Below are 11,824 nucleotides of genomic sequence, written 5' to 3' on the forward strand. Positions count from 1 at the left end.
TAGAGGATCACCAGCGAAATCCAGACCGGAGACAGCTGGTAAATGATACGCCCAGCAATTTCGAGTGTGCTAAGAGGTTCCATACTCTGCTGCCTTCCTTAAGAGATCCGGATACGCGGGTTCAGGTACACATAGCCGATATCGGAGATCAGCTGAGTGACCAGCACCACGACAACTGAGACCACGGAGACGGCCAGCAGCAGTTCGATGTCATTATTGCCGGCAGCTTCCACCAGCACCCAGCCGAAGCCCTTGTAGTTGAACAGGGTCTCGACGATCACCACGCCGTTCAGCAGCCAGGGGAACTGCAGCATGATGACGGTGAAGGGGGCGATCAGCGCGTTGCGCAGGGCATGCTTGATCACGATGTTGTGGAAGCTGACGCCTTTCAGACGCGCGGTACGGATGTATTGCGCGGTCATCACCTCGGTCATCGAGGCGCGGGTCATGCGGGCGATATAGCCCATGCCGTAGAGAGCAATTGTCAGCACCGGCAGGAAGAAGTTTTCAAAGGTCGGGTTGTCCATCGCCGAGGTGGCGGTGCCTTTGAACCATTTCAGGCCGACAGTGGAGGATGTGAAAACGGCGATGAAGATCACGCCGGACACGTATTCCGGGGTTGCTGTGGTCAGGATCGAGGCGGTCGACAGGCTGCGGTCGGTGGCAGAGCCTTCGCGCATGCCGGCCAGAACGCCGATGAGCAGCGCCGACGGCACCATGATCAGGAGCACGCAAAGCATCAGGAAGCCGGTGTTGCCCAGGCGTTCCGAAACGATCACGGAGACTTCGTCCTTGAAGCGGGTCGAATAGCCCCAGTCGCCTTGCAGGATGCCGCAGAAAGTCGACGCGTTTGCGGCTTCTTCCGCGGTCACGGTGCCGGTGATGCAGCGCCCTGTAAAGCCCTCCTCGGTCTCCCGGGTCCAGCCCGGCAGAACACCCAGCCACTGGCCGTATTTCGAGACCATGGGGCCGCCATAGCCGTTGGCATCCAGCCAACTGGCCACAGCCTCGTCCGACATACGGAAGTTGCCCTGGGTTTTGGCGAGTTTCTCAAGGTTCGGGTATAGGTTCGTCAGAAAGAACACGATGAACGTCAGGCACAAGGCCGTCAGCAGCATCACGCCCGATCGGCGGAGAATAAATAGTCCCATGGGGTCCCCTGTCAGTCTGGCGGATCGGACCCGCCTGTAATTGCGGGTCTCTTATCATCTATGCTGGAAGGCACCGCCCCGGGGATGGGGCGGTGCTGATGTCAGAAGCCTTGCTCAGGAACGCTTACGCGGCCCAGCCCCACTTGTAGTGGTGATGCTCGAAGGAGATGTGCATGCCGGCACCGGCCACACCTTCGCGCGAATGGCGGTACAGCGAACGCCAGTAGGGCTGGATGGTCACGCCTTCTTCCTGGATCAGGGCCTGGCCCTTGGCCGAGATTTCGCGGCGCTTGTCCGCGTCGGCGATCGACAGAGCTTCGGCCAGCAGGGCGTCGAACTCCGCGTTTTCCCAGCCGAACTCGTTCCAGGCTTCGCCCGACTTATAGGCGAGCGCCCAGATCTGCACGCCCAGCGGGCGGTGGTTCCAGTTGGTCGAGGAGAACGGGTACTTGGCCCAGTCGTTCCAGAAGGTCGAGCCGGGCAGAACGGTCCGTTTCACCTTGAGCCCGGCATCGCGCATCTGCGCGGCAACCGCGTCGGTGGTGTTCCGGCGCCAGTCGTCGTCGATCGACAGCAGCTCGTGCTCATAGTCCAGCATGCCGGCTTCTTCCATCAGCGCCTTGGCGGCTGCGGGGTCTGCCTGCTGGGCCGGCAGTTCGGCATATTCCGGATGGATCGGGCCGACATGGTGGTTTTCCGCCGGAGCGCCGCGGCCGCCATAGCCGAGTTCGAGGCAGACCGCATTGTCGACGCACATCTGAATCGCCTTGCGGACCCGCTTGTCGGCATAGACTTTCTTGCCGTCGATTTCCGCCAGCTGGTTCGGGCGGATAACCATGGTCGCCATGGTGACAACTTCGGACTTCTGGTAGCCGAGGCCGTCCAGAACGTCGATGAATTCACCCACGGATTCGTGCAGCATGTCGACTTCGTCGGATTCCAGCGCTGCCATCCAGGAGGACGGGTCGGTGCCGAAATCGATGTATTCGATGCGGTCCAGCGCCGGCTTGCCGAACACGGCCTCGCCCCACCAGGTGTGCTCGGTGTTGCGCTCCAGCGCTGCCTTCACGCCGACTTCCAGCTCGGTCAGCAGGTAGGGGCCGGTGCCCACGTTGCTGAGGAAGTCGTTGGTCTGGTAGCTGGAGTGCACGATGGCGGCCGGGTAGTCAGCCATGCCGGCGACCAGCGAGATGTCGGAAGACGGCAGGTTCAGCTTGACGGTGTGGCTGTCGACCACTTCGATGCCGCCGTCGATGGCCTGGCCGGAGTCCGCGTCCACCAGGGTGCCGAAACGGCCCGCCATGGAATTGCCTTCGAGCGACTTGTCGCACCAGCCGGCGATGTTGCGGGCCACGTCATCCGCGGTGAAGTCGTCGCCATTGCTCCACTTCACGCCCTTGCGGACGTTCAGGGTATAGACGGTGGCGTCTTCGTTGATTTCCCAGCTTTCCAGCAGCATCGGGCTGAAGGAGCCGTCATTGTTGTATTCAACGAGATATTCCAAGGTGCCGCGGGTCTGGTTGCCCATTTCCGACCAGTCATAGGTGCGCGGGTCTTTGAGCGGGCGCACGCTGGCCTGTACGCGCAGGGTGCCGCCTTCTTTCATGCCTTCAGCGGCCTTGGCCGGTGCGGCCATGCCGATCATGCCATAGGCTGCGGTTGCAGTTACACCAAGTGCGGTCGCACGGGTCAGGAACTCCCGGCGGTCGAGCTTGCCATCCAGCACTTCTTTGGCGTGCATCTTGGCTGCCCAATGGATCGGGGCTCCGTTGATGGTGTCTTTGGTCATTTAGGTCTCCCTGTTGTACCGTTTGGTTTTTGTCTTTCGAAACGGATATTGGCCCGGCGGCTGCCAGGCGTCAGTGTTAGGTGTTGTGGATTAAAGTTTCCCCATACCCGCATTCGGGCAGAGATATGTCGTTTCGTCAATGCACAGTTTCGGCGTTTCGAGGTAAAATTGCGACATTTGTGGCGTCGTTTTTCTGTTTTGATTTGGGATGCCGATGCATACTGTTCAAAACTGCCCAGTAATTAGGCGGATCTGGAGGGAATCCGGGTAAGCGGCCGGAATCTTCTGCCTGATCAAACTATTGCGATCTTGAGCGGGCTGTTTTGCGCAGCGTACTTGGGGTCTTCCCGGTGTGCTGCGAGATGAAGCGGGTGAAATAGGCCGCGCTGCCGAACCCCAGCTGGGCGGCAATATCGCGGATCGGCAGGTCGGAGGTGATCAGCAGGGTGCGGGCAGCATGCAGCTGGCGCTCTGTCAGCAAAGCGGCGGCAGTCTTGCCGGTTTCCGCTTTGCAGACCCGGGTCAAATGGGTCGGAGTCACCTGCAGCGCGGCCGCATGGGCCGCCATGCTGTCCTGGGTGCCTTGCAAATCGGCCACCCGGGCGCAGTAAGCCTGGCACAAACGCCGCGCCGCGCTGGGGCGGGCGGGCGCGGAGGCAGGGCCCGGATGCCGGCGCAGGGTAATGGCGGCAAGCTCGCAATAGGAGTGTACCGCACGCCGCCACAAAGGCTGCTGTGCGGCCTGCTCCCGGGAAACCGCTTCGAACAGCGTGGTCAGGCGGGTTTGCTCCTCGAGCACGGTAAAACGCTTGTGGACCGGGGTTTCCGGGAACGGCTGCATCAGCGGGCCGGTGATGGACAGGAACTGGCCCAGGCACTGGCGGGAGAATTCGGCCGACCACAGGGGGCCCGCCGGGATGAAGATTGCGCTGTGCGGCCCGAACCCGCGCTGTTCGCCGTTCAGGCAGACGCGCCCCTGGCCGCGGGTGATCCAGATCAGCAGATGTTCGCGGCGGGTATGGGCCAAGCTGGTTTGCCAGGCACCGTCGGGCGCCAGACGGGACAGCGGGGCGGCGATGATCTCCCCGGCGAGATTCGGATCAAAAGGCATCGGTTATCTTGGGTCACAGGAACAAAATTGATCGGCTGCAAAAGGCCATGAATCACTGATTCTGGCAAGTTGCTGCCGAACAAAATGAACCGGCCCTGAAACAGGGCGGCATCGTGCCTGGATTCAGCCCAGAGCCACTTGGTGCCAATCTTTCATCCGGGCGCGGAACCAGCTGCGCTGGCGCTTGGCGAAGCGCCGGGTGGCGATGGCCGCCCGCTCCTCAGCTTCGGCCAGAGAGATTTCGCCCGTGGCATAGTCCATCAGCTCCGGCACGCCGATTGCCCTGCAGGAAGGGAGGGCAGGATCGTAGCGGTCCTGCATCGCCTCGATCTCGGCCATTGCGCCCTGGTCCAGCATCAGGCCAAAGCGCTTGCGGATGCGGGCCTCCAGCCACGCCTTGTCCGAGTTCAGAACCAGCGGGGTGCAGTTTGACAGCGGCAGCTCCGGGGCCGGGGTGTCATCCTGCCAGCTGGCCAAGGGGCGGCCGGTGGCCTTCAAGACCTCCCAGGCGCGCTGCACGCGGGCGCGGTTCTGCAAATCAATCCGGCTGGCGGTTTCCGGATCCAATTCCGCCCGCAATGCTTCCAGGGACAAGGTGTCGCCTTCTGCCCGGACTGCGGGAGGAGTGGGCGGGATTTCAGCCATGCCCTCGGTCAATGCGGTGAAATAGAGCCCGGTGCCGCCAACGATGATCACCCGGTCAGGGCCGTTCAGCATTGGCAGCACCTCGCGCAGCCAATGACCGGCGGAGTATTCGGCGTCATAGGGCTGATGACCATAAAGCGCGTGCGGCGCTTGCGCCTCTTCCACGGTTGAGGGGCGCGCGGTGATCACCCGCCAGCAGTCATAAACCTGACTGGCATCAGCATTGACGATGACACCGCCCTGGCGTGCGGCGATCTCCAGCGCCAGTGCGGATTTGCCCGAGGCGGTGGGGCCTGCGATCAGAACGGGCAGGTCCGGGTCGATATCGGGCAGGTTCATCAGGGCAGGGTCCGTCCTTAAGTCCAGTTCCGCAAATCTGTGCGGAAACCGCGCCGCGCGGATTGAAACCGGCGGCGATTTACTCCATTTTGCGCGCAAAATAACCCTCACATCTTCTGGAGCGCAACATGCCTCAACCGCAAGACAAGCCGGAACTGGATCCGGCCGCCGCCTATAAACGCGTCATGCTGAAAATTTCGGGCGAGGCATTGATGGGCGATCAGGGGTTCGGCCTGCATCCGCCGACCGTGCAACGCATCGCAAAAGAAGTGAAATCGGTGCAGGAGATGGGCGTCGAGATCTGCATGGTGATCGGCGGCGGCAATATCTTCCGCGGCCTGTCGGGCTCGGCGCAAGGCATGGAGCGCACCACCGCCGATTACATGGGCATGATGGCCACCGTGATGAATGCGCTGGCGATGCAGTCGGCGCTGGAAGGGCTTGGCGTCTTCACCCGGGTGATCTCGGCGATCCGCATGGATGAGGTGGCAGAACCCTATATCCGCCGCCGCGCTGTGCGGCACCTGGAGAAGAAACGGGTCTGCATTTTTGCGGCCGGCACCGGCAACCCCTATTTCACCACTGACACCGCCGCGACCCTGCGCGCCAACGAGATGGCCTGCGAGGCGATCTTTATGGGCAAGAACGGTGTCGATGGCGTCTATGATAAGGACCCGGCGCTGCATGACGACGCGGTGCGCTATGACGAGATCAGCTATGACGAGGTTTTTGCAAAGCGCCTGAAGGTGATGGATGCCTCGGCAATCGCGCTGGCCCGTGACAACAATCTGCCGCTGATCGTGTTCCCGCTGGACGAGCCCGGCGGCTTCCGCGGCATCCTGGCGGGTGAGGGGACTTACACCAAGATTCAGGGGTAACCTTCCGGTTTATCTTCGAAAATTAAGAGCGCGGGTCTTGGAACGGGGCCCGTGTTTCCTATTCTGCGCCGGGAATCGGGCGAAACATTATCGGTTCATCCGCAATAAGGGCCGCGCCGAGCTTTTCATAGAAACTGATTGCGGGCGTGTTCCGGTCCCAGACATTCCACATCACCCGGCCGCAGCCGGCGTCGCGCCCGATCTGGTCGAGCCTGGCCATAAAGCGCTCGCCCCAGCCCAGGCCGCGGGCGCCGGGACGGATAAACAGGGAGGTCAGGTACACGCTGCCTTCCAGGGTGTCGGTCCAGAAGCTGAAATTATAAAGCGCATAGCCCGCAGGTGCGCCGTCCTGTTCCGCGATCAGCGCATGGATCAGCGGCTGCGGGCCGAAACAGAGGCGGTTCAGGCTGTGCTCCATCTTGGCGCGATCCAGCGGCGGGCTGTCCGGATCGATTTCCTGGAAGTAATGGCCGAACTCTTCGGCCATCAGGAGAATCGTAGGCAGGTCGCCGGGATTGGCAGTGCGGATTTTTTGCATATGCAGTTCTTGAGCCCCTGGCTGTGCGGTGGTTTCCGGTTCCGCCCTGTATCCGGATAATTGTACCGGATGTCACGTAGCTGTCATCCGGCGGGGGTATCGCATCAGCGGCGGCAGGGTGTTTATGTCTTGTGAGTGCGGGCAATTGTATGGCCTGCCTGCTGCCGGGCTTATTGCGGCCAAAGTTTGCGCGTGGCGCCCCATCGCCGCGCGCTTTCTTCTTTCTGAGGTATCGGGACATTCCCAGCCGACGGGCTATTTGTTTGCCTGATGGAGGAAGCTGTTTTCCGGTGCAAATTGCCGGGCGTGCCGCGGCAAATCCTCCGCAAGATCGCTATACATCGGCCCGCCAATGGCTTATGAGCCAATGGAAGACCGCCTCAGATAAGGGGAGAGAGCAGCATGTCTGATGATTTCGAACTGGATACCGACGACCTGAAACGCCGCATGGAAGGCGCGATGGCCAACCTGCGCACCGAGTTTGCCTCGCTGCGGACGGGCCGTGCCTCGGCCTCGATGCTGGAGCCGGTGATGGTCGATGCCTACGGCTCGATGACGCCGATCAACCAGGTCGGCACCGTGAACGTGCCGGAGCCGCGGATGGTCACCATCAACGTCTGGGACAAGTCGCTGGTCGGCAAGGTGGAAAAGGCGATCCGCGAGTCCGGCCTGGGTATCAATCCGCAGCTCAACGGCACCATCATCATGCTGCCGATCCCGGAGCTGAACGAAGAGCGCCGCCGCGAGCTGGGCAAGGTCGCCGGCCAGTATGCCGAGCACGCCCGCGTGTCGATCCGCAACGTGCGCCGCGACGGCATGGATCAGATCAAGAAGGCCAAGGCCGATGGCATGTCGGAAGACGACCAGAAATTCTGGGAATCCGAGGTGCAGGACCTTACCGACGCAATGATCAAGCATGTGGACGAGGCGCTTGAGACCAAGCAAGCCGAAATCATGCAGGTCTGACGGCGCAGCATGCCGGGAGATGTTCATCCGCTAGAAGGCGCTGCCGGTACCGAGCCGGCGGCCCGTTCCGGCCCGCGTCATGTGGCCATCATCATGGACGGCAACGGCCGCTGGGCGCAGGCCCGGGGACGGCCGCGGCTGTTCGGCCATCATGCCGGCGCGCGCCGGGTGCGGGAAATTGTCGAGTGCTGCCCTGGTCTGGGCGTGAAATATCTGACCATCTTTGCCTTTTCGACCGAGAACTGGAAGCGGACGCAGACCGAGGTTGCCGGTTTGATGAGCCTGTTCCGCCGCTATATTTCCAAGGAAATGAATGCCTTGGCCGAACGTAATGTTCGGGTGCGCTTTATCGGCGACCGGGTGCGGTTGGATGAGAAACTGAAGGCCTTGATGGACAAGCTGGAGCGCAAGACCGAAGGCAACGACGGCACCCAGCTGACCATTGCGCTGAATTACGGCGGCCGCGACGAGGTTGCCCGCGCCACCAAGCGGCTGGCCCGCGATGTGGCCGAAGGCCGCCTGAACCCCGAGGACGTCGATCAGGAAACGCTGCCGCGTTATCTGGACACCCATGTGCTGCCGGACCCGGACCTTGTGATCCGCACCAGCGGCGAGGCGCGGATTTCGAACTTCCTGCTGTGGCAGTCGGCTTACGCTGAGTACGAATTCATCGACACGCTGTGGCCGGACTTCACCAGTGAAGAGATGGCGCGGCTGTGCAACAGCTTCGGCCGCCGCGACCGCCGCTTCGGGGCTATTAAGACATGAGCGCTGCCAAAGGCCGCTGGGCCGATCTGATGCCGCGGGTCCTGTCCGCAATCGTAATGGTGGCCGCGGGCGGCTATGCCGTTTGGGCGGGTGGACTGATCTTTGACGTGCTGATTGCGCTGTGCTGCGGCGGCATGGTCTGGGAGCTGGTGCGGATGCTGCAGCCGTCGCGCAGCGGCACCGCGCTGCAGCTGGGGGCGGTCTCGGCTGCGGCGGTGCTGCTGGCCTCGCTGCTGCCGGTTCTGTGGGTGCTGCCCATGCTGGCGGCACCGGTTGCCGCAGGTTTCAATCAGATCCGCGAGCAGCGGCAGTATTTCACCAGCTTTGCCCTGTGGGTGATGCTGGCAGGTTTCGGCTTTATCTGGCTGCGCGGCCAGATGGGCGTGGATTGGATGCTGTGGCTGATCGGCATCGTCGTCGCCACGGATGTGGCCGGCTATTTTGCGGGCAAGGCGATCGGCGGGCCGAAGTTCTGGCCGCGGGTCAGCCCCAAGAAGACCTGGAGCGGCACTTTGGCGGGCTGGCTGGCGGCAGCCATCGTGGGGGCCGTCTTTGCGGCGCAGGCCGGTTTGGGCTATGGCATTGTGGTGCTGTCAGTGCTGCTGTCGATGGCCAGCCAGGCTGGCGATGTGGCCGAAAGCACCTTGAAGCGGAAGATGGGCGTCAAGGATTCCAGCGCGCTGATTCCCGGCCATGGCGGTCTGTTCGACCGCTTTGACGGGATGCTGGGCGCGGCGGCCATGTTCCTGGCCGTGACCTTCATCTGGGGCTAACCAGACAGGAAAGAACATGCGGAAAGTCTCGATTTTCGGCGCCACAGGGTCGATTGGCCAGAACACCATCGACCTGATCCGCCGCGCGCCTGAGGCCTATAAGGTGGTGGCACTGACCGGCGGTGCCAATATTGCGCGGCTGGCGGAGGATGCCATTGCGCTGCGGGCAGAGATCGCTGTCACCGCCTATGAAGACCGTTTGCCGGATCTGCGCGCGGCGCTGGAAGGCTCGGGCGTTGAGGCGGCTGCGGGACAGGCGGCGCTGATTGAGGCCGCAGCGCGGCCCGCGGATTGGATCATGTCGGCGATTGTCGGCGCCGCTGGGCTGGCCCCGGGGATGGAGGCGCTGAAGCACGGCACCACGCTGGCGCTGGCCAACAAGGAATCACTGGTTTGCGCTGGCAAGCTGCTTCTGGAAACCGCTGAGATACACGGCGCCAGGCTGCTGCCGGTCGACAGTGAGCATTCGGCGGTGTTCCAGGGGCTGGTTGGCGAAGATATCAGCGCGGTTGAGCGGATCATCATCACCGCCTCTGGGGGAGCCTTCCGGGACTGGCCGATCGAGGATCTGGCGAACGCCACATTGGCTCAGGCCTCGTCGCATCCCAATTGGGACATGGGGCAGCGGATCACCATCGACAGTGCCTCGATGTTCAACAAGGCGCTGGAAGTCATTGAGACAAGGGAGTATTTCGGCGTGCGCCCCGACCAGATCGAGGTGCTGGTGCACCCCGAGTCCCTGGTCCATGCGCTGGTCGGATTCAACGACGGGGCGATCATGGCGCATCTGGGTGCAGCGGACATGCGGCATGCCATCGGCTATGCGCTGCATTGGCCCGAACGGCAGCATCTGCCGGTCGAGCGGCTGGACCTGGCCCGCATTGGCCAGCTGAACTTCCGCGCCCCGGACCTGGCCCGTTACCCGGCGCTGCGCCTGGCCTATGAGGTCATGGAGCGCGGCGGTATGATGGGGGCGGTGTTCAACGCCGCCAAGGAACAGGCGCTGGATGACTTCATCGCCGGCCGCATCCGGTTCACCGAGATGGCGGCGGTCGTCGAACGGGTGCTTGAACGTTTTGCGGCGGAAAGCAGCCTCATAGATGACGCAATGACACTTGATAACGTGACCCGGGTTGACCATCTCGCCCGTAAACAGGCGGCTCAGGCCGCAGAAGAACGCGTAGGGTAGATTCTTGGACGCACTTTCCTTTGTGCCGCAGTTCGGCGGTTTTCTGTATACCATTGCCAGCTTCGTTATCGCCCTGTCGGTGATCGTGGCAGTGCATGAATACGGCCATTACATCGTCGGCCGCTGGTCGGGCATTCACGCAGAAGTGTTTTCGATCGGCTTCGGCCCGGTTTTGTGGAGCAGGGTCGACAAGCATGGCACTCGCTGGCAGATCGCAGCGCTGCCTTTTGGCGGCTACGTGAAGTTCCTGGGCGATGCCGACGCAGCTTCAGGCAAGGATGCGGCTGCAATAGAGGCTGTGGCTGCGGATCCGGCGGCGTTACGGCGGACCATGCATGGCGCACCGCTATGGGCCAGGGCTGCGACTGTGGCGGCCGGCCCGGTGTTCAACTTTGTTATGTCGGCGGCGATCTTTACAGCGGTTGCCTTTTCGCAAGGGGTGATGCGCGATCCTTTGACCATTGGCGGTCTGGCACCGCTACCCGGGATCCAAAACGGGTTGCAGGAGGGCGATGAGCTGATCATTGCGGGCGGTGCGGCGGTTCCCAGTTTCCTGGACAGGGATGCCTGGGAAGCGTTCCGCGAATCTGTGCCGCAGCAGCAGCCGCTTGAATATGTGGTGCGCCGGGACGGGACCGAGCAGAGCGTCTCCGGCCCTTACCTCTATCCGCCTCTGGTCCGCGGCGTTGCCCCCCGCAGCGCAGCCTCGGACGCTGGGCTGAAGCCAGATGATGTCATCGTTGCTGTGGACGGCGCGCCAATTGTGTCCTTTGACCAGCTCAAGGCGCATGTCGAAGCGGCGGATGGCAAGGTTCTGGTACTGGATGTCTGGCGCGATGGCCGGGAAGTGGAGATGGCGCTGGCGCCGCGGCGCACCGACGAGCCGCAGCCGGACGGCAGTTTTGCAACGCATTGGCGGATCGGCATCGTTGGCGGGCTGGCTTTTGAACCGGCCACTGAGGCAGCCGGGATCGGCGAATCCCTGGCAGCCGGCAGCTATCAGGTCTGGGCCGTGGTGGAAACGTCGCTGTCGGGGTTGAAGCACATGATCACCGGCGCCATCAGCACCTGCAACCTGTCCGGCCCCATCGGGATCGCGGAGACCTCGGGGGCAATGGCCAGCCAGGGAGCCGAGAGCTTTATCCGGTTTATTGCGGTACTGTCGACGGCCGTGGGCCTGTTGAACCTGTTCCCGGTGCCGGCATTGGATGGCGGCCATCTGATGTTTTATGCCTATGAGGCGGTCGCAGGCCGCCCGCCCAGCGACCGGGCGGTGCGCGTGCTGATGTCGCTGGGCATCGCCATTGTTCTGTCACTGATGGTGTTCGCGCTTGGCAACGACCTGTTCTGCTGAGGCGCACGCGCAGACGTGAGCAAAGCGGGGCGGCCACAGTGCCGCCCTACTGCTGCCACAATCCCTTGTTAACGTTTTATCAACGCCCGGGGCAGGCCATGCCTGCCGGCCTGGCAAAACGGTGGAAACTGGGGAAGGCACATGCAAACACTTTCGCAAACCTACAATGGTCTCGGCCTTTTGGTGCGTCTGAACTGGGACCGGGCGTTGACCGGATTCGCCATTCTGGGTGCTCTGACGGCCGGGACCTGGCTCGCCACATTGTGATTCCTTCAACCGGCGCGCAAGCCCGCCGCGCCGGTTGCTTCCAGAATGCGCTTTGT

12 protein-coding genes are annotated in these 11,824 nt (G+C 62.6%); 7 read left to right on the forward strand and 5 right to left on the reverse strand.

Features of this window, described 5'->3' with window-relative positions; genetic code table 11:
- Positions 1–98: 98 nt before the first annotated feature.
- The 4 genes from RA19_RS07790 to miaA form a co-directional block, all read right to left on the reverse strand.
- Positions 99–1,151 carry an ABC transporter permease gene (locus RA19_RS07790; protein WP_039161255.1) on the reverse strand — a complete coding sequence of 351 codons (1,053 nt, stop codon included), beginning with the start codon at positions 1,149–1,151 and terminating at the stop codon, positions 99–101.
- 124 nt (positions 1,152–1,275) lie between these two features.
- On the reverse strand, positions 1,276–2,940 hold the full coding sequence (locus RA19_RS07795; protein ID WP_039161258.1) for an ABC transporter substrate-binding protein: 1,665 nt from the start codon (positions 2,938–2,940) through the stop codon (positions 1,276–1,278).
- A 298-nt stretch (positions 2,941–3,238) separates the two neighbouring features.
- Positions 3,239–4,051, reverse strand: a complete 813-nt coding sequence (locus RA19_RS07800; protein WP_039161260.1) for a helix-turn-helix transcriptional regulator — start codon at positions 4,049–4,051, stop codon at positions 3,239–3,241.
- A gap of 123 nt (positions 4,052–4,174) precedes the next feature.
- Positions 4,175–5,035, reverse strand: coding sequence for a tRNA (adenosine(37)-N6)-dimethylallyltransferase MiaA (gene miaA, locus RA19_RS07805; protein WP_039161263.1), 861 nt, complete (start codon positions 5,033–5,035; stop codon positions 4,175–4,177).
- Between the two features lie 128 nt (positions 5,036–5,163).
- Here miaA and pyrH point away from each other — a divergent pair, with 128 nt between their 5' ends.
- Positions 5,164–5,913, forward strand: a complete 750-nt coding sequence (gene pyrH, locus RA19_RS07810; protein ID WP_039132999.1) for a UMP kinase — start codon at positions 5,164–5,166, stop codon at positions 5,911–5,913.
- Positions 5,914–5,971: 58 nt separating this feature from the next.
- On the opposite strand, the gene RA19_RS07815 is transcribed toward pyrH, so the two are convergent.
- Positions 5,972–6,451 (reverse strand): GNAT family N-acetyltransferase, encoded by a 480-nt coding sequence (locus RA19_RS07815; protein WP_039161264.1) that lies wholly within the window; start codon positions 6,449–6,451, stop codon positions 5,972–5,974.
- A 402-nt stretch (positions 6,452–6,853) separates the two neighbouring features.
- On the opposite strand from RA19_RS07815, the gene frr reads away from it, so the two are divergent.
- From frr to RA19_RS27640, 6 genes are all read left to right on the forward strand, one after another.
- Entirely contained in the window at positions 6,854–7,417 is a 564-nt protein-coding gene (gene frr, locus RA19_RS07820) for a ribosome recycling factor (RefSeq protein WP_039161267.1), read from the forward strand.
- Positions 7,418–7,426: 9 nt separating this feature from the next.
- A complete protein-coding gene (locus RA19_RS07825) occupies positions 7,427–8,185 on the forward strand; it encodes an isoprenyl transferase (protein WP_039161268.1) in 759 nt (252 codons plus the stop codon).
- Complete coding sequence (locus RA19_RS07830; RefSeq protein WP_039161270.1) at positions 8,182–8,958, forward strand: phosphatidate cytidylyltransferase; 777 nt, start codon at positions 8,182–8,184, stop codon at positions 8,956–8,958. The genes RA19_RS07825 and RA19_RS07830 overlap by 4 nt, the downstream gene beginning before the upstream one ends.
- Before the next feature lie 16 nt (positions 8,959–8,974).
- The gene (gene dxr, locus RA19_RS07835; protein ID WP_039161271.1) at positions 8,975–10,147 is read left to right on the forward strand and encodes a 1-deoxy-D-xylulose-5-phosphate reductoisomerase; all 1,173 of its coding nucleotides are present in this window, start codon (positions 8,975–8,977) and stop codon (positions 10,145–10,147) included.
- A gap of 4 nt (positions 10,148–10,151) precedes the next feature.
- Complete coding sequence (gene rseP, locus RA19_RS07840; protein WP_039161275.1) at positions 10,152–11,501, forward strand: RIP metalloprotease RseP; 1,350 nt, start codon at positions 10,152–10,154, stop codon at positions 11,499–11,501.
- Positions 11,502–11,642: 141 nt separating this feature from the next.
- A complete protein-coding gene (locus tag RA19_RS27640; RefSeq protein ID WP_275041717.1) occupies positions 11,643–11,768 on the forward strand; it encodes a hypothetical protein in 126 nt (41 codons plus the stop codon).
- Positions 11,769–11,824: the final 56 nt, after the last annotated feature.

The sequence above is a fragment of the Leisingera sp. ANG-M1 genome, assembly GCF_000813745.1.
Taxonomy (GTDB): Bacteria; Pseudomonadota; Alphaproteobacteria; order Rhodobacterales; family Rhodobacteraceae; genus Leisingera.